Annotated in this window: 22 protein-coding genes; 18 read left to right on the forward strand and 4 right to left on the reverse strand. The window is 65.3% G+C overall.

Annotation, left to right across the window (positions count from 1 at the left end):
* Positions 1-155 precede the first annotated feature (155 nt).
* The 3 genes from UU9_RS05640 (at position 156) to UU9_RS05650 (ending at position 3053) form a co-directional block, all read left to right on the forward strand.
* Positions 156-1367 (forward strand): bifunctional alpha/beta hydrolase/OsmC family protein, encoded by a 1212-nt coding sequence (locus UU9_RS05640; RefSeq protein WP_007080763.1) that lies wholly within the window; start codon positions 156-158, stop codon positions 1365-1367.
* Positions 1368-1653: 286 nt separating this feature from the next.
* Positions 1654-1899 (forward strand): hypothetical protein, encoded by a 246-nt coding sequence (locus UU9_RS05645; protein ID WP_007080764.1) that lies wholly within the window; start codon positions 1654-1656, stop codon positions 1897-1899.
* Positions 1900-2060: 161 nt separating this feature from the next.
* Positions 2061-3053, forward strand: coding sequence for an urea transporter (locus tag UU9_RS05650; RefSeq protein WP_007080765.1), 993 nt, complete (start codon positions 2061-2063; stop codon positions 3051-3053).
* 249 nt (positions 3054-3302) lie between these two features.
* On the opposite strand, the gene UU9_RS05655 is transcribed toward UU9_RS05650, so the two are convergent.
* Positions 3303-4271: an NADP-dependent oxidoreductase gene (locus UU9_RS05655; protein WP_007080766.1), complete on the reverse strand. Its 969-nt coding sequence runs from the start codon at positions 4269-4271 to the stop codon at positions 3303-3305.
* Positions 4272-4643: 372 nt separating this feature from the next.
* Between UU9_RS05655 and UU9_RS05660 the strand changes: the two genes are divergently transcribed.
* From UU9_RS05660 to UU9_RS05695, 8 genes are all read left to right on the forward strand, one after another.
* Complete coding sequence (locus UU9_RS05660; RefSeq protein WP_007080767.1) at positions 4644-5102, forward strand: MarR family winged helix-turn-helix transcriptional regulator; 459 nt, start codon at positions 4644-4646, stop codon at positions 5100-5102.
* A gap of 63 nt (positions 5103-5165) precedes the next feature.
* Positions 5166-6662 carry an efflux transporter outer membrane subunit gene (locus UU9_RS05665; RefSeq protein ID WP_007080768.1) on the forward strand — a complete coding sequence of 499 codons (1497 nt, stop codon included), beginning with the start codon at positions 5166-5168 and terminating at the stop codon, positions 6660-6662.
* Positions 6659-7831, forward strand: coding sequence for an HlyD/EmrA/EmrK family protein (locus UU9_RS05670; protein ID WP_007080769.1), 1173 nt, complete (start codon positions 6659-6661; stop codon positions 7829-7831). The genes UU9_RS05665 and UU9_RS05670 overlap by 4 nt, the downstream gene beginning before the upstream one ends.
* A gap of 21 nt (positions 7832-7852) precedes the next feature.
* The gene (locus tag UU9_RS05675) at positions 7853-9382 is read left to right on the forward strand and encodes an MFS transporter (RefSeq protein WP_007080770.1); all 1530 of its coding nucleotides are present in this window, start codon (positions 7853-7855) and stop codon (positions 9380-9382) included.
* 41 nt (positions 9383-9423) lie between these two features.
* Positions 9424-9903: a MarR family winged helix-turn-helix transcriptional regulator gene (locus UU9_RS05680; RefSeq protein WP_237710225.1), complete on the forward strand. Its 480-nt coding sequence runs from the start codon at positions 9424-9426 to the stop codon at positions 9901-9903.
* A 149-nt stretch (positions 9904-10052) separates the two neighbouring features.
* Positions 10053-11057, forward strand: coding sequence for a catalase family peroxidase (locus tag UU9_RS05685; RefSeq protein WP_007080772.1), 1005 nt, complete (start codon positions 10053-10055; stop codon positions 11055-11057).
* A 31-nt stretch (positions 11058-11088) separates the two neighbouring features.
* Positions 11089-11331, forward strand: a complete 243-nt coding sequence (locus UU9_RS05690; RefSeq protein WP_007080773.1) for a hexameric tyrosine-coordinated heme protein — start codon at positions 11089-11091, stop codon at positions 11329-11331.
* On the forward strand, positions 11328-11510 hold the full coding sequence (locus UU9_RS05695; RefSeq protein ID WP_007080774.1) for a hypothetical protein: 183 nt from the start codon (positions 11328-11330) through the stop codon (positions 11508-11510). Before UU9_RS05690 ends, UU9_RS05695 begins: the two co-directional genes overlap by 4 nt.
* A 94-nt stretch (positions 11511-11604) precedes the next feature.
* Here the strand turns inward: UU9_RS05695 and UU9_RS05700 are convergent, their stop codons facing one another.
* A complete protein-coding gene (locus UU9_RS05700; protein ID WP_007080775.1) occupies positions 11605-12042 on the reverse strand; it encodes a carboxymuconolactone decarboxylase family protein in 438 nt (145 codons plus the stop codon).
* Positions 12043-12252: 210 nt separating this feature from the next.
* Between UU9_RS05700 and UU9_RS05705 the strand changes: the two genes are divergently transcribed.
* From UU9_RS05705 to UU9_RS05715, 3 genes are all read left to right on the forward strand, one after another.
* Complete coding sequence (locus UU9_RS05705) at positions 12253-12582, forward strand: hypothetical protein (RefSeq protein ID WP_007080776.1); 330 nt, start codon at positions 12253-12255, stop codon at positions 12580-12582.
* A gap of 51 nt (positions 12583-12633) precedes the next feature.
* Positions 12634-12951: an antitoxin Xre/MbcA/ParS toxin-binding domain-containing protein gene (locus UU9_RS05710; protein ID WP_237710226.1), complete on the forward strand. Its 318-nt coding sequence runs from the start codon at positions 12634-12636 to the stop codon at positions 12949-12951.
* Positions 12952-13135: 184 nt separating this feature from the next.
* Positions 13136-14044 (forward strand): helix-turn-helix transcriptional regulator, encoded by a 909-nt coding sequence (locus UU9_RS05715; protein ID WP_007080778.1) that lies wholly within the window; start codon positions 13136-13138, stop codon positions 14042-14044.
* Between the two features lie 15 nt (positions 14045-14059).
* Here UU9_RS05715 and UU9_RS05720 read toward each other — a convergent pair whose 3' ends face one another.
* Entirely contained in the window at positions 14060-14692 is a 633-nt protein-coding gene (locus tag UU9_RS05720; RefSeq protein WP_007080779.1) for a response regulator transcription factor, read from the reverse strand.
* A 504-nt stretch (positions 14693-15196) separates the two neighbouring features.
* Here UU9_RS05720 and UU9_RS05725 point away from each other — a divergent pair.
* The 4 genes from UU9_RS05725 to UU9_RS05740 all read left to right on the forward strand — a co-directional run bounded on the left by UU9_RS05725 (position 15197) and on the right by UU9_RS05740 (position 23673).
* Complete coding sequence (locus UU9_RS05725; protein WP_040670352.1) at positions 15197-16003, forward strand: restriction endonuclease; 807 nt, start codon at positions 15197-15199, stop codon at positions 16001-16003.
* Between the two features lie 16 nt (positions 16004-16019).
* A complete protein-coding gene (locus UU9_RS05730; RefSeq protein ID WP_007080781.1) occupies positions 16020-16799 on the forward strand; it encodes a Hachiman antiphage defense system protein HamA in 780 nt (259 codons plus the stop codon).
* Positions 16783-20304, forward strand: a complete 3522-nt coding sequence (locus tag UU9_RS05735; protein WP_007080782.1) for a DEAD/DEAH box helicase — start codon at positions 16783-16785, stop codon at positions 20302-20304. Before UU9_RS05730 ends, UU9_RS05735 begins: the two co-directional genes overlap by 17 nt.
* Before the next feature lie 300 nt (positions 20305-20604).
* On the forward strand, positions 20605-23673 hold the full coding sequence (locus UU9_RS05740; RefSeq protein ID WP_237710227.1) for a sensor histidine kinase: 3069 nt from the start codon (positions 20605-20607) through the stop codon (positions 23671-23673).
* Here UU9_RS05740 and UU9_RS05745 read toward each other — a convergent pair.
* Positions 23658-24194 (reverse strand): SCO family protein, encoded by a 537-nt coding sequence (locus UU9_RS05745; RefSeq protein ID WP_007080784.1) that lies wholly within the window; start codon positions 24192-24194, stop codon positions 23658-23660. The two genes, UU9_RS05740 and UU9_RS05745, sit on opposite strands and share 16 nt — an antisense overlap.
* Positions 24195-24204 lie beyond the last annotated feature (10 nt).

Raw genomic sequence — 24204 nt, forward strand, 5'->3', positions numbered from 1 at the left:
GCTGCAGATGCCATCCCATCAGAAGCCGTGTGAGGCGGCCATTGCACGTTAGGATGATGGTTGGCGCAACCCATGGCGCACACACAACCAGGGGGTGGTTGCCCCTGCCGAAACGGCGCAGCGCTCTGCCGGCCCTCAACCCAAGGAGATCGCCCATGTCCCGCACCGACAGCAGCTTCACCACCCGTTCCGGGCATGTGCTGAGCGGCACCGTCGTGCAGCCGGTGGGCCCGGTTCGCGCGGTGGCGTTGTTCGCGCACTGCTTCACCTGCACCCGCGCCAGCCTGGCCGCGGTGAGGATCACCGACGAGCTGGCACGGCTGGGCATTGCCACATTGCGTTTCGATTTCACCGGGCTGGGCTCGAGCGAGGGCGATTTCGCCAGCGTGGGTTTTCCCGGCGACGTGGATGACCTGATCGACGCGTCGGAACATTTGGCCGCCACCATCGGTGCGCCGCAGTTGCTGATCGGCCACAGCCTGGGCGGCGCGGCCGTACTCGCGGCGGCGGCGCGTATTCCGTCGACGCGCGTGGTGGCCACCATCGGCGCGCCTTCCGACGTCAGCCATGTGCTGGACAGCATCGACGGCGACCTGCAGGCGATCGAGGCGCAGGGCAGGGGCGAAGTATCCATCGCGGGCCGCCGCTTTCCGTTGAGCGCCGCCTTCGTGCGCTCGGCGCGCGAAGCCGATGTGCTTGCCGCGGTGAAGCAGCTGCATCACCCCATCCTGATCGCCCACGCGCCGGGCGACACCGTCGTCGGCATCGACCATGCGCGCCGGTTGTTCGAAGCGGCCCGCCACCCCAAGACCTTCCTCAGCCTCGGCCAGGCCGGCCACCTGTTGTCGAAAGAGGCCGACGCGCGCTACGCGGCGCGCATGATCGCCTGCTGGGCCGATCGTTTCCTGGAACCCGCGCCGGCCGCGGGAGCACTCGAACCCGGCACGGTACGCGTCGCCAACAACGCCTCCGGCCTTGCCGTGGCGATCGACGCGCGGCATCACCAGCTGATCGCGGACGAACCGCGCGACGTCGGCGGTGACGACGCCGGCCCCACACCTTACGACCTGCTGCTGGCCGCGCTCGGCGCCTGCACCGCGATGACCCTGCGGATGGTGGCCGGCCGCGAATCGATCCCGCTGGACGAGGTCGAAATAACGCTCTCGCATCAACGAAACCACGCCAGGGATTGCGATCACTGCGAGCAGGACGATGCGCGCGTGCAGGCCATCTACCGCCGCCTGAAACTGACCGGCGACCTGACCCCGGCGCAGCGCGAACGCCTGCTCGCCGTGGCCGAAAGGTGCCCGGTGCACCGCACATTGACCGGCAGCCTGCATATCCACGACGAGCTGTTGCCGGGCTGAGGGTGCAGGCCAACCTGGGTGGCTGGTGCCTGTCGTTGAAGAATGAGGGCCAGTCGGCGGGAGGCTGCCTGGCGCTGTAGGTGCATACGTATGCACTGTGTACGTCAGTTCCTGAAACGGACAGGTTGGCGCAGAGCTAACTGACAACTCTGTCAGGGAATGCTGACATCGACCCTTTTGCCGTTCGTGCACTCTTGCGTCTGTCCTGCAGTTTTGGCGACAGGCCTGCGATCCACGGTATCCGTTGACCGAGGCACTCTTTCGACTCAAACCGAGGCACCTGTCGATGACCGTCCTGTTCGCAATCCGGGAAGATGATGCTGGCATGTGGCGCATCCATCGCGGGCAGGTCTGCGTGATGAATCGCCTCACCCTGGCGCGAGCCATCACCGAGGCCCGCAAGCTGGCACGGGATCATCACTGGCTGACCGGTTTGACCGCTTCCGTGGATCTCGTCAGCCCGGAAGTCACCACCCGCCTGGGGCACTACGCGCACCCCAATGCCGAATCCGACGACGCGGCCGTGGCGTAGGCTTTCTGTCCTCGAACGCGCCGGCTCGCTGGAGTCGCCGCGTGTAACGGGCAGGGGGTTTCGGGTTTGGGGGCAGGGCGGTCACGCGCGGGGTGCGACAGAAGGGGCGGTTGGCGGGTATCCGCTCTAGGATGTGAGAACCCATCCACGGACCTTCCTCCATGCCTGTACGGCTTTCCTCGACCGGTCTGGTGCTCGATGGCCAGCAGCCGGTGCAGAACCTGCTGCGTTTCCTCGACACCGTCATGCGCGGCATCGGCCAGGTCATGCTGCAGAACAACAGCTACACGGGCCTGCTGTTCCTGCTCGGTATCTTCTGCAACTCGGTGCTGTTCGGTGGTGCGGTGCTGGTCGGCACGATGGTGAGCACGCTCACCGCGATCCTGCTCGGCGCGAAGCCGACACTGGTGCGCGATGGCATGTTCGGATTCAACGGTGCGCTGGTGGCGATCGCCGTGATCTATTTCCTGCAGCCGAACGCGCTGACCTGGGCTTACGTGATCCTGGCCGCTGCCTGCACCACGGTGCTGATGGCGGCGATGCTGCGTTTGTTCGACGTCTGGAAGATGCCTGTACTCACCGCGCCATTCGTCTTTACCGCGTTGTGCTTCCTGCTGGCATGCGCGCGCTTCGGTCGGTTGCAATCGACCCATGTGTTGCCCACCGCGGGCCTGCCCAGGGCGGCAGCCATCGTCGAGGGCATCGTGACCACCTCGACGGTACTGGAAGGCCTGTTCAACGGCATCGCGCAGGTGTTCTTCCAGGGCAGTGTGATCACCGGCGTGCTGTTCGCCATCGGCTTGCTGATCAGTTCGCGCCGGGTGTTCATCATCGCCTTGCTGGGCTCCCTCACCGGCTTGCTGGTGGCGTGGGGCATGGGCGCGGCCGAACCGGCCATCCGTTCCGGTGCGTTCGGTTTCAACAGCGTGCTGACGGCCATCGCGCTGGGCGGCGTGTTCTTCGTGCTGGACAAGGCCTCGGCCGCCTACACCTTGCTGGCCACCGTCGCCACGGCGATCGTGTTCGCCGCCGTTTCCGCCGCGCTGGAACCGTTGGGCATGCCCGCGCTGACGCTGCCGTTCGTGCTGGTGGTGTGGCTGTTCGTCCTCGCCGGCCCGATGTTCCCGGGGCTGCGACTTGCGGGAGATGCGTGAGGCCGTGGCGTCGGGGATGCCAGTTTTTCCGGTGGCTCTACAGGGAAGAAGAGATGCCACGGTGGTTGGACCTTTTTACCGTCCAGGTGAGCAGGTGCGTTGTGGCGGTGATCAGCGCTCCAGTTACCGCGATCTACACAGCCATGCATTTGAAACCCGATTGTGGTGATGCGTGCGGTTACGTGTTGTCAGCTTTTTGCAGTGGTTGGGCAACTCGACGGTGCGCTTTGGATCGGGGCGACGACACCGTCAGGATGGAGTCGTCAGCACGATCTTCCCGCGCTTGTGCGCCTTTCCCTCCAGCATTTCGTGCGCCAGGCGCGCCTGTGACAGCGGCAGCACGTCGCCTACGTGGGGCTTGATCTTCCCCGCGTCGAGCAAGGTGGCGACGAGCAGCAGGGTGGGCGTATCCACCGATACGTAGAAGAACTCGCCGCGGATGCCGTGGCTCGCCGATTGCTGCGGATCGGGCGCGGATACCGACGATACGATCGCGCCACCGGAGCGCACGACGGCAAATGAGCGCTCCAGGGTGTCGCCGCCCACGGTATCGAGCACGACATCCACCTGCTGCGCCACGTCCTCGAACCGTTCGGCATCCACATCGATGAGGGTGTCCACGCCAAGGCTTTGGAGAAACGCCGTGTCCGCGCGGCGGCAGGTGCCGATCACGGTAGCGCCGGCAAGCTTCGCGAACTGCGCTGCGTAGGCGCCCACGTTGCCGGCGGCACCGTGCACCAGCACACGCTGGCCGTGATCGACCTTGCCGTACGCATGGACGAGTTGCCACGCGGTGCAAGCCACTACAGGTACGGATGCAGCCTCGACATGGTTCAGCCGTGCGGGCTTGTGCGCCAGCATGCGCGCCTCAGCCACGGCGAACTCCGCATAGCCGCCGATGAACAGGGGATTGGTGGCCCCGAAAACCGCATCACCGGGGACAAAACCTTCGACGCCTTCGCCCACGGCTTCCACCGTTCCGGAGATGTCCGAACCCGGGGTCAGCGGCAAGGGCTGGCCGAGCTTGCTCAAGCCGGCCCGTACCCAGGCATCCCATGGGCCCACTCCAGCGGCCTGCACGCGCACCAGCACTTGTCCTGGGGCCGGGGCAGGGCGCGGAATTTCCTCGATCCGGATCTCGTCGATGGCGCCGAACCGGTGCACTCGCGCGGCTTTCATGAGGGCGGGCGGCAAGGTGATGGATGGGTCGGTGCGCATGGGATCGTCTCGTGTGCAAGGCGGCTCGGGTGTTTCGCGCCGGGTTCGTTGGGCGGTTCGAAAGGCTGTCCGAAGTCTGCATCTGGCGACGCCGTTACGGCTTGCATGATCTTCCCCTGCATTGCACGTTTCGGTAGGCGTTTTCAGGGGCCACGAAGTACGTGCGGGCGCGGAGGGTGGCAACCCGCGTTCCCGCCGATTTCGAACCAGCGGCGGCGTCTTTATTCCATACGGGGCGATGCAGCCGCGGGATGATGTGCTGCACGGTCAGGTCCCTGGCGTTGCGTAGCACACAACACCATGTTTCATTGTTCGGCCTTGACAGAAACAGCCTAGGCAGATAAATTGCGGCCGTCATCGAGGAGACGGTCAATGAAAACCACGCCAGCCAGCATCAAGTCGCAGCTGTCCACGGGCGAGCTCGGCTTCCTGATCACCGGCGTGCGCAATGCGATCTGGAGTTCGATCGAGCGCGAGCTGCAGCCGCTGGACATCACGGCGGCGCAGTTCGTGGTGTTCAACACGATTGCCAAGGGCCGCGGCAGCACCATCGGCGACTTGTGTCGGGTGCTCGGTTACGACTCCGGTGCGATGACCCGGCTGCTGGACCGGATCGAGAAGAAGGGCCTGATACGCCGCGTGGCCAACCCGGATGACCGGCGCAGCTACCTGATCGAGCTGACCGAGCAAAGCGCGGCGCTGGTGCCGAAGGCGCGGCGCCACGTGCAGGCGGTTTTCGGCGAACTGCTGCAGGGTTTCGACGAGCGCGAAGCCGCGGCGCTGAAGGCCTCACTGGAAAAGATCCTGGAAAACGCCGCACGCAGCGGCTGAGGCTTTTGTACCGGCATTTATCTGCCTAGGCTGTTTTATCCAACACGCACCGAGGTTGTCAGGATGGACGCGCACGTTTCCCCCAATCGTCCCCGCGCATGGCCGCTGGCGCTGCTGCTGGCAGGCTCGCTGGCCGGGTGCGCCAGCATGCGCGGGCTGCATACGCATGCGACGGCGATCGACCCGACACGGGTGGAGGCGAGCCAAAGCCTGGCGGGTAGCAGGCTTTCCCCGGCCGCTTGGCCACAGGACGCCTGGTGGGCCCGCTTCGGCGATCCGCAACTCGACCGGATGATGGACACCGCGCTGAGCGGCCAGCCCGGCCTGCGTATCGCCGAAGCGCGGGTACGCCAGGCACAGGCGGTGGCGGGAATCGTCGGTGCCTCGCTGTATCCGCAGGCCAACGCCACCCTGCGCAGCACCCGCCAGCGCTTCAGCGAGGACGGCACGGTGCCGCCGCCGATCGCCGGCAGTTGGCAGACCATCAACGAGTTGTCGCTCGGGGTGGGTTACGAATTGGACTTCTGGGGCAAGAACCGGGCGGCGGTGGACGCGGCGCTCGATCGCGCCCATGCGGCCGATGTGGATCTGCAGGCGGCGCGGCTGATGCTGACCACGGCGCTGGCGCGCACCTATCTGCGGCTGGATCTGGCGTATGCGCAGCGCGACCTGGCGCAGGACACGCTGAAGCAGCGCGAGCAGACGCTGGCGCTGACCCGCAAGCGCGTCGCCGCGCAAATCGATTCGCAACTGGAACTGACCCAGGCCGAGGCCGCCTTGCCGGCCACGCGCGAGCGGCTTGCCGCGACCGGTGAATCCATCGCGCTGATCAACAACCAGCTTGCCGCGCTGCAAGGGCAGGGGCCGGATGCGGGTACACGCATCGACCGCCCGCAACTGGCCCACGTGGGCGAGGTGACCTTGCCGAGCAACCTGCCCGCCGAGCTGATCGGTCGACGGCCCGACGTGGTCGCCGACCGCTGGCGCGTCGAGGCCGCCAGCCAGGACATCAAGGTCGCCAAGGCGCAGTTCTATCCGAATATCAGCTTGAACGGTCTGGTCGGCCTGCAAAGCCGGGGCTTCGACAACTTCCTGGATGCCGGCAGCCGCGTGCTGGGCATCGGCCCGGCGCTCTCGCTGCCGATCTTCGACGGCGGCCGCCTGCGCGGCAACCTCGGCGTACGCCAGGCCGGGTACGACATGGCGGTGGAGCATTACAACGCCACGGTGATCGCGGCCGTGCACGACGTGGTCGATCAACTGGTTTCGCTGCAGTGGCTGCAGCAGCAGGTGCACGAACAGGACGAAGCGCTGCGGCTGACCGAGCACGCCCATGCGCTGGCCCAGGCGCGCTATCGCAGCGGGCTGGCCAATTACCTGCAGGTGTTGTCCGCCGAAGGCCAGGTACTGGCGCAGAAGCAGCAAGTGCTGCAGTTGCAATCGCGCCAGCGCGAGCTGCGGCTGAACCTGATCCGCGCGCTCGGTGGCGGCTATCAGCCCGCCGCCGTGCCCGGCGCCACCTCCGTTGCCCATGTCCAAGCCTCCGGGAGCAAATCATGAACACCGACGCACAAACACCGCCCGCTGTTGCCGTGGCGTCGGCGCCACCACCGCGCTCACGCCTGGGCCAGTGGCTCGGTATTGCCGCCGTGGCGATCGCGGTGATCGGCGCCGCACTGTGGTGGATGCTCGCCGGCCAGTACCGCGAGACCACCGAGGATGCCTACGTCAGCGGCAACGTGGTGGCGGTGACCGCGCAGGTCAGCGGCGTGGTCACCGCGATCGGCGCGGACAATACCGACTACGTGAAGGCCGGCGGCAACCTGGTCAAGCTCGACGACACCGATGCCCGGCTGGCGCTTTCACGCGCCGAGGCGCAGCTGGCGCGCAGCGTGCGCATGGTGCGCGCGCAATACGCCAATGTGGGCCAGACCCGCGCCAACGTGGCGCTGCGCAAGGTCGAGCTGTCCCGGGCGAAGGCCGACCTCGCGCGCCGGCGCGAACTGCTCGCCAGCGGCGCGATTTCCGGCGAGGAAGTAAAGCACGCCGAAGACGCGGTGCACGCCGCCACCGCGGCGCTGGATATGGCCACCCAGCAGGTCGCCGGCAGCAGCGCGCTGATCGGCCGCACCACGGTCGCCACCAACCCCGACGTGCTTGCTGCCGCCTCGCAGGTGCGTGATGCATGGATAGCCGTCTATCGCACCGACGTGCCCGCGCCGGTCACCGGCATGGTGACCAAGCGCAACGTGCAGCTCGGGCAGAAGATCAATCCGGGCGTGTCGCTGATGTCGGTGGTGCCGCTGGATCACCTGTGGGTGGATGCCAACTTCAAGGAATCCCAGTTGCGGCATATCCGCATCGGCCAGAAGGTGGATCTGGTAGCGGACGTCTATGGCGACGACGTGGTCTACCACGGCACCGTGATCGGCCAGGACGCCGGTACCGGCAGCGTGTTCTCGTTGCTGCCGGCGCAGAACGCCACCGGCAACTGGATCAAGGTGGTGCAGCGCGTGCCGATCCGCATCGCGCTGGATCCGCAGCAGGTGGCGCAGCATCCGTTGCAGCTCGGCCTGTCGATGAAGGTCACGGTGGCCACGCGCCAGCGCGAAGGCAGCCGCCTGGTGACGGCCGGCGCACCGGAGCACGGCTACCGCACCGACGTGTTTGCCCGCCAACTGGCCAGCGCCGATGCGGTGGTCGACAAGATCATCGCAGCCAACCAGTAGCCCACGCCGGAGACCATCGTCATGAGCTCACGCAGGCGGGAATGGCTGGTATGCGCCACGATCTTCGTGCTGACCGCGATCGAGTTCCTGCAATTGAGCATGGTCGCCTTCGGCGCCGGCCCGATCATGGGCGAGGTGAGCATCACGCCGGAGGACTTCAGCCTGATCGCGGCGGTCTACGCCAGCGTGGCGATCCTGGTGATCTCGATGCAGCGCTGGTGGGTGACCCATCTCGGCGGACGGCTGTTCATCCAGTGCGCCACGGCGGTGTCGCTGCTCGGCGCGGCGCTGTGCGCGACCAGCCATGATTTTTCCTCGTTCCTGCTGGGCCGCTTCGTGATGGCGCTGGGCGGCGGCGTATTGTTCACGTCGGCGCGCATGATCATCCATAACCGGCTGGCCGGACCCAAGCGGTTCTACGGCATCAAGTCGCTGGCCTATGCGCTGGCGCTGTCCATCGCCGCCGGGCCGTGGCTGGCAGCGCAGATGGTGTCCGCCGATACGTGGTCGGCGATCTTCTGGCTGCTGGTGGTGCTCGACGTGGTGGCCTTCGTGCTCGCCAGCTTCAGCCTCGACAACAGCCTGCGCGGCTACGAGCAAGGGCGCAGCGACTGGAATCCGTGGCAACAGGTGCTGCTGGCCGGCGGCAGTTTCGGGCTGCTGTATTCGCTGCAGCGCTTCTACTACGACTTCTACGGTGACGCGCTGTTCGTGATCGGCGTGCTGGCCGCCGCACTGCTGGCTCTGATCGTCTACGCCCGCCACCAGCGTCGCCACCGGCAGCCCCTGTTGCACCTGGGGGCGATGCTGCATGCGCGCTACATCGCCGGCATCGCGCTGTTCCTGTTCGGCTACCTGATGCTGGGCGCGAACAACTACGTCATCCCGGTGATGCTGCAGCGGACGCTGGGTTATTCGTGGGCAACCGTGGGGGATTTCGAGGCCGTCGGTGCATTGGCTGCCGCGGTCACCTTCACCGTGGTGTCGAAGCTGTTGCCCCGGCACCCCGCGCCGCGCAAGTTCTGGATCACCGGCTTCGTCGCGCTCGGCCTGTTCGGCATCATGCTGGCGCGCTTCGATCCGTCGGCCAACCCCTGGCTGCATGTCTTGCCCGCGCTCGCCTGTTACAACATCTTCCTGCTGACCGTGTTGCCCATCGCCGCGATGCAGACATTCCGGCAGATGGAGAACGACGAGACGCTGTTCTCCAACGCGCAGCAGGTGAAGAACATGCTGGCCCAGGCCGGCATCGCGCTGGGCATCTCGGCCGCCACCCTGGGCCAGCAGTGGCGCGCCACCGTCCACTACAACGTGCTCAACGCGCAGGTGACGCCGGACAACCCGATTTACCAGGCCACCATTCACCACATCCAGGACGCGTTGTCGGCCAGTGTCGGTCCGGCACAGGCTGGCCAGATCGCGGTGGCGCGCGTGGCGCAGATGCTGGGCCAGCAGGCCGCACTGCTGGCCAATATCGACCATTTCACCCTGATCGCCGTACTCGCCGCGCTGGGCATCGTGGTGACGCTGATGCAGCGCGTGTTCAAGTGAATGCGTCGCATGGCATCGTCAGTGATGCGGATGCATCAGCCGTGCGCACGTTGCTCGTACCGCGTGCCAGCACCGGCATGCACGGGCTGTTGCTGGCCGTGGAGCGCCTGCACAGAAGTCTGCAGCAGGCGATCGAGGAGTTGCTGACGCCGCACGCGCTGTCGCTGTCCCAGTGGCTGACGATCTGCGCCGTGGCGGAGGAGGGCGGGCGCACCCTGACCCATCTGGCCCGGCAGCTGGATCGCGATGCCGGCTCGCTGTCGCGGGCGGTCTACCTGCTCAGCCAGCGCGGCTTGTTGAGCCCCCTGCGCAATCCACACGACCGGCGCAGCAGCCGGTTATCGCTCACGCCGGAAGGCCAGCGCATCCACCAGGACGTGGCGCCACGCATCGCGCGGCTGCTGGTCGCGCTGGATGCGACGCAGGCCCAGGCCGGCCAGTCGCACGTGTCGTTTTCGCCGGTGCTGGACGACCTCGCCGCGCGGATCGAGCAGTGCAGGCAGCGAACCCCGCAGGCCTGATGGCGCGTCTTCGCCACCCGGGTCGGCGCATCGCGTGGAGGTGACGGGAAAAGCCTAGCGGCGGCGTTTTCGTGCAAGTGGAAGGGTGGCGTGGGTGCTCTGATGCCTCTCGTGCCCCCGTGTTCCAACCTGCCCAAGGGAGAGTCACCATGAAGACTTGCAACGCGTCGTCGTTCAAATGGCTGCCGCTGGCTGCGGCGCTGGTCGCCGGCAGCGCAGGCGCCCAGGTGAGCTCGCCACAGCCGCCGCTGAAGTACACGCCCACCCAAATGGTCGAGACGCTGCACGGCGTGTTTGGCGATCACCATGCGCGTGCGATCCACACCAAGGGCATCATGCTCACCGGCCGCTTCACTCCGTCACCCGAGGCGGCGCGGGTTTCCAGCGCGGTGCATCTGCACGGCGCCAGCGTGCCCATCATCGTGCGCTTCTCGAATTTCGTCGGCGTGCCGGATGCACCGGACAACGACCCGATGTCGTCGCCGCGCGGCATGGCCATCCGCTTCACCCTGCCTGATGGCAGCAGCACCGACATCGTGTCGCACTCGTTCAACGGCTTTCCCAGCCAGAACGCCGACCAGTTCCGCGAGCTGCTGCAGGCCATCGCCGCCAGCGGCCCCGACGCCGCCAAGCCGACTGCTTTGGACGGCTATCTGGCCACGCATCCGGCCGCGAAGCATTTCCTGACCGTGGCCAAGCCCGCGCCGGTCAGCTACGCCACGCTGCCGTACTACGGCGTCAACACCTTCAAATTCATCAATGCGAGCGGGAAAGTCACCTACGGCCGCTACCAGATCGTTCCCATGGCGCCGGCGCAGTACCTGACCGATGCGCAGGCGAAAGTGGCCGCGCCGGAGTATCTGTCGAAGGAAATCGGCGAGCGGGTGGGGCACGGACCCCTGCGGTTCCGGCTGATGCTCCAGCTGGCCGGCAAGGGTGATCACATCGACGACCCGTCCATCGCCTGGCCGGACACGCGCCCGCAGGTCGAGCTGGGCGTCATCGCCATCGATCACCTGGTGCCGGACAGCGTGGCGGCGGAAAAGAAAATCGTGTTCATGCCCAACAGGCTGCCCAAGGGCATCGAGGTGGAGGACCAGATGGTCAACTTCCGTTCGGCCGCCTACGGCGTGTCGTTCAGTGCGCGGCAGTAAGGCCCGCATACCACCACCTCGGAGCGCCGCCATGTCTTTCGCCCTGGTACCCGGCAACACCCTGATCACCGCCACGCCCGAGGAGGGCCGTCAGCTCGCCTTCAAGCTGGCCAGGCTCAGCATCAAGGCCACCCAGCCTGATGACGCCATCCGCGGCAAGCTGCGCGATGTCTACGCGCAAGACCCGGCCATGCTGATGGCGGCAGGCCATACCGTAGCGATCGAGTTCGCCACGATTGCTGCGGCCAACCACTACTGGCGCGGACGCGAGTGAACGCGTCGCGCCCTGCCGTCGTGGAAACCACGACGCAGCAGGGCAGGACGCTAGCGCCGGAAGGCAGCCTGCGCCGCGACTGCGCCGTGTATTTCCGCGACCTGGCGATGGCCTCGATCGTGTTCCTGCCGTTCTGGACCTTGCCGCACGCGCTGCGGTTGCTGATCGTTCCGCATTGAGCATCGATCGCTTCGCGGCCCGGCGAGCAGGCGCCGCAACCCAGCGTACGCAGGCGGGGCGCATCCGACGATGCGCCCCGCCTGCATGCGGCCGTCAGGCAGGCATCTTGCGGAAGGCGATGGAGAACCGATTCCAGCCGTTGATTGCCACCACCAGCAAGGTGAGGTCGGTGATCTCCTCGTCGGTGAAATGCGGCCGCGCCATCGTCCATACCTCGTCAGGCACGTGGTCGCTGCTGACCAGGGTCAGCGATTCGGTCCAGGCCAGCGCGGCGCGTTCGCGCTCGCTGAAGAACGGCGTTTCGCGCCACGCGCTGATCGTCGCCAGGCGGCGATCGTCCTCGCCACCCTTGCGCGCGTCCGCCGTGTGCATGTCCATGCAGTACGCGCAGCCGTTGATCTGCGAAGCGCGCAGGCGCACCAGTTCGACCAGCCCCTTTTCCAGGGAGGATTTTCCGACGCGCTGTTCCAGGCCGATCATGGCCTTGATCGCTTCCGGGCTGGACTTGTAGAAATCGAGACGCTGGTTCATGGCGAACCCCATGGCAGTTGATGGAACGGACAACTCTAGGGCGCCGCGAACAAGCTGGATTGAACATTCTCGCCCTGCATTGCGCATTCGCGGTCGACAGGCGATCGAGGCCAACGAGCGACAAAGAGTCAACAACGCGCAAAAACGGACAATCCGCCACCGCCAGGTCTGACTATCGTCGAGTCCGTCATCAGCGAAAAGGGCGACGGGATGGGCGCGATACCTTCGATCCAGCGGTCGGCAAAGCGGTCACTGCAGGCCATGCTTGTGGCGGCGTACCACGTCGACCCCTCCGACCAGCTGATTGCGCCAGTGGGTGCGGAAAGCTACAGCACCGTGTTCAGCCTGATTCCCGCCGCGCTGGCCGTGCTGCGCGTGGCCGCCGAGATCGAGCCGGACCCGGCCGACGTGATGCACTGGTACCGGCAAACCCGGATTGCCGAGCTCGGCTACCTCACCGCGGCGGAGCTGGTCTCGCTCGGGCGTACCGAAACGGTGATCGACTTCCTGAGTTCGATACGCGACGGCCAGCGCGGCTGACGGCCGGGGCGCGTCGTGCGATTCCACTGATAACTTTCCAGCGAGCATTCCATGCGCAAATCAATCATGAACTTCGGTGAAGTCGCCCGCGAGATCGCGCGGATCAATTCGCAGCGGGACCAGATCGTACTGGACGCGTTTTCCACCCTGGAATGCCGCCATGCCACGCTGGCCCAAACGCTGCTGGACAACGTGGGTAACCGTCAGCGGGCGGCCTACTGGATGTGCACGCATCAGAAGGCCTTCGAGGGTCGCACCGCTTACGACGTGCTGGCGGACGGCGACGAGGATCAGGTCTGGGAACGGATACCCGGCAGCCCGGAAGGCGAGCCGATGAATCGCTTCGAGCGGCCGCGCATGGCGTACTGACTCCAGGGCGCGGGCATGCGCGGCGAAGAGTGTAGAGACGTCCATACATCCGAACCGGAAGCGCATGAAGGGTAGGTGAGATTTACCCAAACGAGGGCATCACCACGCCGGCTTCGTGCCTACGATCATTCCCGACCCTCGCGCCAACGCGAGCTGGCGGACGCCACGTCCGGGGACGGCAGACATGCTGCAGGGAATCTTTGGCGAGCGCCTGGGACGCTCGTTCGATCTGGGCGATCCGCCCACGGTGTTGAGCTCCACCTCGGGTGGCCAGGCCCTGGCCGCCACCGAAATCCGCTTCGATCCTTCCGATGAAGGCTTCCGTGCGCCGTTGGGCAACGACGATGGCTACCTGGTGGGCCTGCAGTTTCGCGCGCTGCGCCGGCACGAGCTGTGGCTGGATGGTGCGCCGGTGCCGGTGCAGCCGTTCGAGCGCGGCTGCAGCTGCATCTACGACCTGAAGCGCGATCCCGTCGCGTGGCTGGGCGAACCGGTGCATTCGCTGAACTTCTACGTGCCGTGCAAAGCGCTCGCCGAGCTGGCCGATGAACTGGGCCAACCCATCTGCAACGAGCTTCGCCAGGAACCGGGCCGGTTCGTCGACGATACCGTGATCGACTGCCTGGGCCAGTGCCTGCTGCCCGCCTTGCACGGCACGCAACGCGGCAACCAGCTGTTCGTCGATCACGTGCTGCTGGCGATGCGCCATCACCTGGCGTCCAGCTATGGCGGCATGCGCACCGGCAGCCAAGCCATCCAGGGCGGGCTGGCGGCATGGCAACAGCGCAAGGCCAAGGAGATGATGCGCGCCAACCTGGTCGACGGTATTGCGCTGGAAGAACTGGCCCATGCGTGCCGTCTTTCCACCAGCGCGTTCGTGCGCGCGTTCCGCAAGAGCGTGGGCATGCCGCCGCACCAGTGGCTGCTGCAGCGGCGCATCGACCGCGCCATGGAACTGATGCGCGATCGCTCGCTGCAACTGGCCGACGTGGCGCTGTCGTCCGGCTTTGCCGACCAGAGCCACTTCACGCGCAGCTTCGGTCGCCGGGTAGGGCGCAGTCCCGGGGCCTGGCGCCGCGATTGCGCGGCCTGACACGCGCAAGCGGGTTCAGGAATCCATGAACCCGCGACGGATCGCAATCGTCACCGCGTGCGTCCGGTCTTCGGCATTGAGCTTCGCCATCAGGCTCTTCATGCGCGCCTTGACCGTGTCCTCGGAAATGCTGAGCGCCTCGGCCACCTCGCGGTTGCTCTTGCCCTCGGCCACCAGCCGCAGCACGCTCAACTCGCGCAAGGTCAGCGATTCCGAACCCAGGTGATTGGCGATGTTCTGCGCCGCCTCCGCGGCCACCACGTGCCGCCCCGCCGCGGCCGCCCGCACCGCACGTAGGATCTCGTCGCGGCAGGCGGATTTCAGCAGATAGGAGATCGCGCCCAGCTTCATCGCGCGGGTCACGCGCGCATCGCCGGGGAAGGTGGTCAGCACCACCATCACCGCCTGCGGATAGTCCGCCCGAATCGCCTGGATCGCCTCCAGCCCATCGACATTGGGCATCTGCAAGTCGATCAGCGTCACGTCCGGCTGCAACGCGCGATAGCGCTCGATCGCCTCGGCCCCATCTGCCGCCTCGCCGACCACCTCCATGTCCGCTTCCTGCGCGATTGCGGCGCGCAAGCCATCGCGCATGACGGGATGATCATCGGTGATCAACACCCGGATGACGCCGTCGCTACTGCCCATGATGACGCCTCGCTCGAAGATGGCACGGCGCCGCACGACGCCCTGCCGGCATCCGTGCCCCGATGGTTTTGCGCACAATATCGGCTGTTGGATGGCGGGGCTCAATACCCGAATGGGTAGGTGGCGATGATCTTATGGCGATATCTAGAGTCGGGCGGGTCTCAGGTTTACACACCACCACAATTGATCGGTGGAACCCCTCGATCGTGATCGCCGTATCGATCATCCTGTCCGGAGCGGGACTAGGACAGAATTCGGCCAAGAGCGGACATTCAAGGCGCGGGTCAAGAATTTGCCTGTCGAGTACCTAGCGACAGCGCCAATGATGTTTGACGAGACATCGCCTTCGTGCGATGAGATAGTTGCGAAGATTGCAAGCCTTTAAGAGGCGATCGACAGCTTCTCAAGGCTGCTTGCAGAGGAGGGGGATTCATCAACTCGGTTCGATCCATTGACCTACGTTTAATTGACGACCTCGTCGACTTCGTCCGAGGCCCGGGCTTCGTGTTGGATTTTTCCGACAAAAGCTTCTCTGACTTCTTCGCCTCCGAACTCAAGGTCAGCATCGACGATCCGAAATACGCGGCCAATGGGGGATCGAAGGGCAAGCGCCTCCGCCATTTCCTTCAGACCTGCGATGACGGGACCGCCGTCCGCACACTCGAAGCACTCTGGGAATATCGCAGCGAGTATCTGACCCGTTCCGGCAGCGCCGACCCCGTCGCTAATGCCCAGGTCCGCTATCAAGGCCTGATCAGCCGCCTAACGGGCGGCTCCAAACCGTCGCGGCCGTCAGTAAGCCCCCAGTCTGTTCCCGTTGACCGCGCGGCCATTGCCAAGATCAAAGCGGACCTGTTGCAGGTAGCGGCGTTGGCGCCGCATGCGCGCGGCTATGCGTTTGAGGGCTTCCTCAAAGGTCTGTTCGACGCCTTCGGCCTGGTCGCCCAAGAGCCGTTCCGGCTGCGCGGCGAACAGATCGACGGCAGCTTTCAGCTCGCGAGCGAGATTTATCTGCTTGAGGCCAAATGGCACGCGCCGCCGATCGGCGTCGCCGAGCTGCACACCTTTCATGGCAAGATCGAGCAAAAGGCGGCCTGGACCCGCGGCCTCTTCGTCAGCAACAGCGGCTTCACCGAAGACGGCCTCGCCGCTTTTGGACGCGGCAAACGAGTCATCTGCATGGACGGACTCGACTTATACGACATGCTCAACCGTGAAATTTCACTCACTCAGGTCCTCGAGCGCAAAGTCCGCCGCGCCGCAGAAACTGGCGCGCCCTTCACGCGCGTACGCGACCTTTTTCCTTACTAACAGGGAAGGAACGAGGATGGCGCAGTTCGATGATTGGTGCATTTCGGTCGACACGCCGATGGGGAACCACTATCGGCGTGTGATGACCGGTCAGGTCGCTAACCTAGGGGTCGGCATCCAGGCGACGGCAGCTATCGTGCCTTCGCATTACGCCTCGGAGGAGCACGTAGCGCGCGCCCTCGCGCGGCTAGGCAAGCCCGCCGCTGCAGCCCTGATCGAGAGCAAGCTGCCGACGACTAAGCAGATCCGTTCCGGTGACCTCGGCGAAATCTACGCGACAGAATGGATAGATGCTCACAGCGGCGGCTACCGTGCTCCGATCAAGCGCCTGCGCTGGAAAGACCATCGCAACATGGCAATGCGTGGTGAAGACGTGATCGGCATTCTGCAAGACCCCCAAACTCAACGTCTTCAGTTCCTGAAGACGGAAGCGAAGAGCCGCGCCACATTGTCCGCTCAGGTCCTGACCGAAGCCCGCGCCGGGCTGGACAAGGATGGAGGATTGCCCTCGGCACACGCACTGCACTTTATTTCCGCGCGTCTTCTTGAGTTCGGCAATCTGCCGCTGGCCGATGCAATCGACGACGCGCTGCTCAAGCACGGCGTCTCGCCGCAGAGTGTCCAGCATCTGCTTTTCACATTCTCAGGCAATGCCCCCGACGCACTGCTAGCCGCCTCCCTGCGAGCGTATCCCGGCCTTATCAATCAATGGGGTATCGGACTTCACGTGGAGGGTCATGGCGCCTTTATCGGCGCGGTCTACGACCGAGTGATCGCCGATGCCAACAAACCCTGAAGCCATCACCGCAGATATCGCCGAGGCGACGGCCGCCGGCTTTCGGGGCCGACTGATCGCTCGCGGGCAGGCCCGCGCGATCATCTGGCGTGACGGCACCCTTCCGCCCGACGCGCCGGACTTCGCACCGCAGCTTAGCTACGACCTGCACAGCTATGCCTATGCCCTGTTCGGCCTCGGCCTGCGCTGTCGGGAGGTCGGCGGCGACCCGACTGAGGCTCGCACGGCATTCGAACAGGCTGCAACGGCTCTTGAAGCGGTGATGGCAAAGGGCAACCGCCAGGAGGCCGATCGCGATTTCCACTTTGTTATGGCCGCGGCCGCCTATCATCTCGCCCACCTGTCCGCTCGAGCTTATTCGCTCCTCGCAATCGTCGAGGCGGATGAGAATTTCTCCCTCGTCGAGCGCGCCCTCGCGCTGCTAATGCGCCGCAACTTCAGCGCATTGCGCAGCAGCGTTCTCGACTATCGGGCCTCCGGCCAGGGCAGCGACGCGCGGATCGCCGCCGCCATCCAGGCTCGGCTCGATCAGGTTGAGGGTGCCGCCGCCACGCCGGACGGCGGTGGCGATGATTTCCTTTTCGATGGTCTCGATACCGCGCTCACCGACGCATTCATGGCCGCCATGTCCCTTTACCTGCTCGCGCTCGAACGCGGTGAGCGAGCGCTTGTCGATCAGGCGTTGGAGCGGCTTCGCGCGAGCCTGGCGATCTGCGGCGAGATGAACATGCTGCCGCAATGGTGGGCGCATCGCGTTGCGATCCATCTGCTTTCGGACCTCTGGTCAAGCACGTTTCACGAGAGGGTTCCGCTTCAGCCCGCTGGTGGGGTTGCGGCCGTCTGGCCGCGTCTGCGCGAGCTATTCATCGCGTTGCTTCAACGTCGGGCGAAGGCGGAGATCGACTTATGGCCCTCGCAGACCGAGGCGGCCGCCCGCGCGGTCGACCAGTCAGACGACCTCGTCGTGTCGCTGCCGACGAGCGCCGGGAAGACCCGCATCGCCGAACTCTGCATCCTTCGCTGCCTCGCCGGAGGCAAGCGGGTGGTGTTTGTCACACCCCTGCGCGCCCTCTCGGCGCAGACCGAAACCACGCTCCAAAGGACCTTCGGCCCGCTCGGCAAGACCATATCGGCCCTCTATGGGAGCATCGGTGTCAGCGGCTTCGACGAGGACGCGATCCGCGAGCGCGACATCGTCGTCGCGACGCCAGAGAAGCTCGACTTCGCGCTCCGTAACGATCCTTCGCTGCTCGATGATGTCGGCCTGCTGGTGTTCGACGAAGGGCACATGATCGGCCTCAACGAGCGCGAGGTTCGCTACGAGGTGCAGATTCAGCGGCTTCTGCGCCGTGCTGATGCCCAAGAGCGCCGGATCGTCTGCCTCTCGGCCATCCTGCCCGATGGCGACCAGCTCGATGACTTCGCCGGCTGGCTCCGCCGCGATCATCCGGGCGGGCTGATCAAGAGTGACTGGCGGCCGACCCGGCTGCGGTTCGGTGAGGTGGTGTGGATGTCGCCAACCGCGCGGCTCAACCTGCGCGTCGGCGACGAGCGGCCCTGGGTCCAGCGTTTCCTTACCGGCGCCGCCCCACCCAACTGGATCCCGCCCAAGCGTCGCCGCACTCGGCTCTTTCCTGACGACCAGCGCGAGCTCTGCCTTGCTACCGCCTGGCGGCTTGTTGACGACGGCCAGACCGTCCTCGTCTTCTGCCCCGAGCGGCGCAGCGTTGAGCCGTTCGCCGACGTCATCGTCGATCTGCATGAGCGCGGCGCGCTGCGCTCGCTGCTCGAGGCCGATCCGAATACACTGAACACCGCAATCGCGCTTGGCGAGGAATGGCTGGGGCCCGAGAATGCGATTCTTAAATGCCTACGCCTTGGCGTCGCCCTTCACCATGGCGCTCTGCCTACGTCTTATCGCAAGGAGGTCGAGCGCCTGCTTCGCGAGAATGTCCTCAAAGTGACAATCTCCTCTCCGACCCTGGCACAGGGCTTGAATCTATCGGCGACTGCCGTCGTCATGCACTCCCTGCACCGCGCCGGCGAGCGCATCGAGATCAGCGAATTCAAGAACGTCATCGGACGTGCCGGACGCGCCTATGTCGACGTCGAGGGCGTCGTCCTCTTTCCAATGTTCGAGGACATCGCCAAGAAGCGACGCAATTGGGAAGCGCTCATCACCGATCTTGGCGCGCGCAATATGGAAAGCGGTCTTGTGCTTCTGGTCGTGGAGCTACTGACGCGGATGCACGCGCGTATCGGCGGAGACATCAATCAGCTCGTTGACTATGTCGTCAACAACGCCGCAGCCTGGACCTTTCCCGAGATCGGCAATGAAGAGCCGAAGGACCGGAATCGCGCCCTGGCCGATTGGGAACGGCACGTTGCGACGCTCGATACAGCCATCCTCAGCCTCATCGGGGAGAACGGAATTTCCGATGAAGGGATCGAGGCTGCTTTAGACGACATCCTACAATCTTCTCTGTGGCAGCGACGCCTGGAGCGTCTGGACGCTCAATCCCAGCAGTTGTTGAAGGCGGGTCTTTCCTCCCGCAGCCGGCTGATCTGGAATCAGTCGACCGCCGCTCAACGCCGCGGCTATTTTCTTGCAGGCGTCGGTCTGACGACCGGTCATGCCCTCGACGCCATAGCCTCCGAAGTCAACCTACTTCTCATCCAAGCCAATGGCGCGATCCTTGAGGGTGACGCCGAAGCCGCCATCACCTCTATCACCGGTCTCGCTGAGCGGGTATTCGCATTTTATCCCTTCATACCCGACCCGCTGCCGGCGAACTGGCAGGCCATCCTGCGAGTTTGGCTGCTGGGCCAGCCTCTGGCCGCGCTGGGCGGGGATCAGCCATCGGAAGTGCTTCAGTTTGTTGAAGGAGGCCTCATCTATCGGCTGCCTTGGGCAATGGAGGCGATCAGGGTCCGCGCCAGCGCAAATGGTGATGAGGTAGACGCAGATGGCCGCGGCCTAGAAGACTATGAACTTGGCCTTGCGGTGCCGGCAGTCGTGACAGGCACGCTCAACCGCCCTGCATCGATCCTGATCCAGGCCGGCTTCAATTCGCGGCTTGGTGCAATCAGAGCAGTCACCGACACCGGCGCGATCTTCGCCACGGGCAAGGAGCTGCAGCAATGGCTGAATGCAGATGTGGTCGCCGCTTGGAGTGCTCAGGCCGACTGGCCAACTAGAGAAACGAGACCGATTTGGATGGAGTTCGTCCAGAGCTTCACGCCGAGCGAGAAGCACACATGGGCCGCTCGGCACTATTGGGCGGGTATCACGTGGTTGGCGGCGCCCCCGCCGCCCGGCACCGCCGTCCAGATACACCAGTGGGCAGGTCAGTCGTGGGTGCTTTCGCCAGACGGTACTCCGCTAGGCACAGTTCAGGCCGCACTCAATTCCCATCGAAGCGGCCTGCTTCGCGCACAGGTGGCGCTGGATGTCAGCAAGATCGACATCTTATATCTTGGTCCCGACGATCTGGCGGGCGCATAGCCGCCAAGTTCCCGGCGCCGCCGGCCACTGTGAAATGCATTGGCCGATGTCCGCTTTGGGTCGGCTTCCGCCGGTCGACGACTTTGATCTATAGCTGATCATTACTCGGCCGCGTCATGCATTCAGTCCACTGCATGCACCGGCTGGTTGCGGCAGCGCTGTTCGCAGGCAGCCAACGCCGCCTTCAAAACATCAAGAAAGTACAAGCCGCACCGCTCTGAGCGCGGGATATGATCGCGCAAGACTGCGCCAACCAAGGGTATTCCCCCGCGGGTGTCGGCAATCCGGAATACTGCTTCCATGCCCTCATTGCTCGCAGCCCGCACCAGCCAGGAACGTACTCGACGTTTTCGATGCATCGCGTCCATGCTGCTCGCGCTGGCTATGCTTGCGGCTACCTCGCTCCAGGCTTCCACGCCGCCGGAAACGTTGGCGAGTTTTCAACGCACGTCCTTTGCCAAGTCCGACGGCGCACCGGCCGGGATCAGTGGCATGGCGCAGACGGACGACGGGTTCTTGTGGATGTCGGGAACCAAGGGTCTGACCCGTTTCGACGGGGTGCAATTCACGCCGTTCAAGCCTGCACCGGGCGAGCATTTCCTGGAGGCGCAGTTGGGCATGCTGTTTCCGGCCGAAGGGGGCGGCTTGTGGATACAGAACGACAATGCGGGTCCCACCCTGCTGAAGAACGGCCACTTGACCCATTTCGGACTCGGCCAGGGGTATGTCGGAGCGGGGGTGACTCCTTTTCCCTTCTTCAGTGATCCACTCGGTGCGGTGTGGTCGGTGTCCAACAAGACGGTCATGTATTTCAAGGACGGTGCCTGGCACGTTGTCGCGCCGACGGTCCTGTCGGGGGACGGCTTCGGCAAGGGTGCGTTCGATGCGGACGGCAACTTGTGGTTGACCACCGGTGGCCCCGGTCTGCTGGTGAAGCCCAAGGGTTCCGCCAAACCGCCCATGCGATTGCCAGACATAGGAGGGTTCGACGGCAACGTCTTTGCGGGGCCTGCAGGCTTGCTTTATCTCGCGGACCGTCAGAATGGGATCGCCATCTATCGGCGCCACGGCATCGGGCTCACAGAGGTAACGGCACCGGTTCCCCTGCCGATCATCGCCGTCCTGCCTTCGCGCACGGGTGCGCTGTGGCTGATATCGAACAAGTACGTGGTTTCCCATGTGTCGCCGGAAGCGATCACGGCGGCCGGGAAAAGCCATTCCGTACCGCCGTTGGAGGAAGTGCCCCAGCTTGGACGTTCGCCATTGAACATCATCGAGGACCGCGACGGAGACATTTGGACGGGCGGTGAGGGTGGCCTGGACCGCCTGGCCCGCACCGCGTTCCATCCGGTCGGACTGCCCGACGATATCCACGAAGTGTCAGCGTCGATCGACGCGGCGGGCGGCCTCTGGGTGGGCAGCGAAACGCATCCGGTACTGCAGCTTGCCTCACCGGCCGCACCGTGGAAGTCCACCGAAGTGCCCAGCCTGACCTTGGCCACTTATGCCGACAGCGCCGACGGTACGGTCTGGGCGGCCAACAAGCTCGGGATCTGGAAGTTGTCGCCCGGCACGCCACAGCTGGTCGCGAAATATCCATCGTCCGGTCGGGGCGTTCCCTACAGCGTGATCAAGGATAAGGCGGGAACGCTGTTCGTGTCTTCGCCGCACCTGGGAAACGGAGTGCTGGCGTGGGATGGAAAGGCCTGGCATGACGTCCTGAAAAAGCACGCCACCGTGAAGGTCATGGCGGTGGACCGGCAGAACCGGCTGTGGCTGGGAGGCGGTGGGCCCAATCAGCTGATCGGGTTGTCGCAGCGCATCGAACAACGGTGGGGCGAGGCGCAGAACCTGCGCGTGGGCACCGTTCGATCGCTGCTGGTCGATGGCGATGTGCTGTGGGTGGGCGGTGACGACGGCATCCAGTTTTTCGACGGCAAGCGCTTTACCTCGCTGGTGAGCAGGGATGCCGAAGCATTCCAGACGGTCACCGGCTTGGTCAGGGATGCTGCGGGCAATCTCTGGGTACAGACGCTGGATGGTGTCATGCGAATTCCGGCCGCCGACGTGCGCAAGGCGATGGCGCTTCCCGGGTCGCGGGTGACGGCCCGCTTGTTCGATGCCACCGACGGCGTGCCCAGCGTGGTCGATGCAGACCGCATGCTGCCGTCGTTGCGCATGGGTGCGGACGGCCGCATCTGGACGCACACCGCGTCCGGGCTGGCATGGATCGATCCGGCCCGCGTGCCGAAGGCACCGGCCTTGCCGCCGATCGTCGTCGAATCAGTGAGCACCGGTTCGGCGGTCTATCCGGCATCCGCGAGGGGCGTGGCGCTTACTTCTGCAGAAAATTCCTTTCGCATCACGTACACCACGCCGGCATTGAATCATCCGGAGCGCGTGCACTTTGCCTATCGGCTGGCCGGGTTCAACGACTGGCAGGATGTCGGCACCCGTCGCGAAGCGGTTTTCACCAAGGTGCCCGCGGGGCGCTACCAGTTCGAGGTGCGCGCTGTTCGATCGGGCGATGCCGCCTCCGCCGTTCATGCGTCACTCGCTCTGACGCGCGCGCCGGCCTATTACGAGACCTGGTGGTTCCGCGCGCTGGCCGGCTTCCTGCTGGCGTTCGTGCTCTGGTTTGCCTATCGCATGCGCGTGAAGGCATTGGGACGGCAGATGCACATACGCATCGAGGAGCGCGAGCGCATCGCGCGCGATCTGCACGACACCTTGCTGCAAGGCGTGCAGGGCCTGCAACTGCGACTGCAGACCTGGGCGGCGAGCCCCCGAATCGAGGCGACGCACCGGCAGGAGATGACCGACGTGGCGCTGCGCACGCGCGACATGCTTGTGGACGGCCGCGATCGCATCCTGGCGCTGCGCCGCCTGGATGCGTCGCCGGATCTTGCCGGCGATCTACGCGCCATCGCGCTGGACTACACCACGCTGTATCGCGCGGGCTTCGTGCTGACCGAGGAAGGCGCGCCGCGGCCGCTGGTCCCGGAGGTGGCGCAGGAAATCCTGGACATCGCGCGCGAGGGCTTGCGCAACGCCTTCGTGCACGCCAATGCCGGCACGGTCGAGTTGTGCATGCAGTGGCGGCGCGAGGGTTTGCATGTGCGGGTCCGCGATGACGGCGACGGTATCGACGAAGCCGTGCTGCGTGACGGTGGCCGCGCCGGGCACTGGGGCTTGCAGGGCATGCGCGAGCGGGCGGAAAGGATCGGTGGGTGCTTGGTGCTGCGTCGTGGCGACGAGGGCGGCACCGAATTGTCGCTGATGGTGCCGGCACGCGCGGCGTACGCATCGGCGCGGCTGTGGCGACGCTTGCGCAGGGTTCGACAGGCCCCACATCAAGCGCCGGATTGACGTAATTGCGTTGCCAGCAACGCGCGCATGCGATCCAGCACTTCCTCCGCAGCGAGTGCATCGGCGAAATGGGACAGGCAGCGTCCCTCCGCATCGAGCAGGTAGGCGATCGCGGTGTGCGGTACGCGGTAGCCGTCGGGTTCATCCGGATCGCTGGCGCGCCGGGCAAACACGCGGAAGGCGGCCTTGGCCTGGTCAATCTGCGCGGTGGTGCCGGTCAAACCCAGGAAAGCCGAGTAGGGCTGCAGGTAGTCGCGCATCACTTCGGGCGTATCGCGTGCGGGGTCCACGCTGATGTAGAGGCCCCGCGCCGGCCAGCCTTCGCCGGCCAGTTGGCCGAGCACGCTGGCGTAGCGGGCCAACGCACGCGGGCAGACCACGCGGCAATGGGTGAAGCCGAACAGCACCAGCGTGTGCCCGTCGCGAAACACCTGCTCGGTCACGGCACGGTTGAAGTGGTCGATGAGCGAAAACTCACCGCAGCCAGGCATTGTGTTGACCTTGCCTGATTCGAATGGCATTTACTTAAGC

This window comes from Rhodanobacter fulvus Jip2 (genome assembly GCF_000264315.1).
GTDB classification, from domain to species: Bacteria; Pseudomonadota; Gammaproteobacteria; order Xanthomonadales; family Rhodanobacteraceae; genus Rhodanobacter; species Rhodanobacter fulvus.

Coding starts and splice junctions, on each gene's coding strand:
- UU9_RS05715 (WP_007080778.1), top strand. CDS start 13,136: ATGCTGCAGGGAATCTTTGGCGAGCGCCTGGGACGCTCGTTCGATCTG.
- UU9_RS05700 (WP_007080775.1), bottom strand. CDS start 12,042: ATGAACCAGCGTCTCGATTTCTACAAGTCCAGCCCGGAAGCGATCAAG.
- UU9_RS05640 (WP_007080763.1), top strand. CDS start 156: ATGTCCCGCACCGACAGCAGCTTCACCACCCGTTCCGGGCATGTGCTG.
- UU9_RS05730 (WP_007080781.1), top strand. CDS start 16,020: ATGGCGCAGTTCGATGATTGGTGCATTTCGGTCGACACGCCGATGGGG.
- UU9_RS05665 (WP_007080768.1), top strand. CDS start 5,166: ATGGACGCGCACGTTTCCCCCAATCGTCCCCGCGCATGGCCGCTGGCG.
- UU9_RS05745 (WP_007080784.1), bottom strand. CDS start 24,194: ATGCCATTCGAATCAGGCAAGGTCAACACAATGCCTGGCTGCGGTGAG.
- UU9_RS05720 (WP_007080779.1), bottom strand. CDS start 14,692: ATGGGCAGTAGCGACGGCGTCATCCGGGTGTTGATCACCGATGATCAT.
- UU9_RS05740 (WP_237710227.1), top strand. CDS start 20,605: ATGCCCTCATTGCTCGCAGCCCGCACCAGCCAGGAACGTACTCGACGT.
- UU9_RS05685 (WP_007080772.1), top strand. CDS start 10,053: ATGAAGACTTGCAACGCGTCGTCGTTCAAATGGCTGCCGCTGGCTGCG.
- UU9_RS05645 (WP_007080764.1), top strand. CDS start 1,654: ATGACCGTCCTGTTCGCAATCCGGGAAGATGATGCTGGCATGTGGCGC.
- UU9_RS05655 (WP_007080766.1), bottom strand. CDS start 4,271: ATGCGCACCGACCCATCCATCACCTTGCCGCCCGCCCTCATGAAAGCC.
- UU9_RS05690 (WP_007080773.1), top strand. CDS start 11,089: ATGTCTTTCGCCCTGGTACCCGGCAACACCCTGATCACCGCCACGCCC.
- UU9_RS05705 (WP_007080776.1), top strand. CDS start 12,253: ATGGGCGCGATACCTTCGATCCAGCGGTCGGCAAAGCGGTCACTGCAG.
- UU9_RS05675 (WP_007080770.1), top strand. CDS start 7,853: ATGAGCTCACGCAGGCGGGAATGGCTGGTATGCGCCACGATCTTCGTG.
- UU9_RS05710 (WP_237710226.1), top strand. CDS start 12,634: ATGCGCAAATCAATCATGAACTTCGGTGAAGTCGCCCGCGAGATCGCG.
- UU9_RS05735 (WP_007080782.1), top strand. CDS start 16,783: ATGCCAACAAACCCTGAAGCCATCACCGCAGATATCGCCGAGGCGACG.
- UU9_RS05670 (WP_007080769.1), top strand. CDS start 6,659: ATGAACACCGACGCACAAACACCGCCCGCTGTTGCCGTGGCGTCGGCG.
- UU9_RS05660 (WP_007080767.1), top strand. CDS start 4,644: ATGAAAACCACGCCAGCCAGCATCAAGTCGCAGCTGTCCACGGGCGAG.
- UU9_RS05650 (WP_007080765.1), top strand. CDS start 2,061: ATGCCTGTACGGCTTTCCTCGACCGGTCTGGTGCTCGATGGCCAGCAG.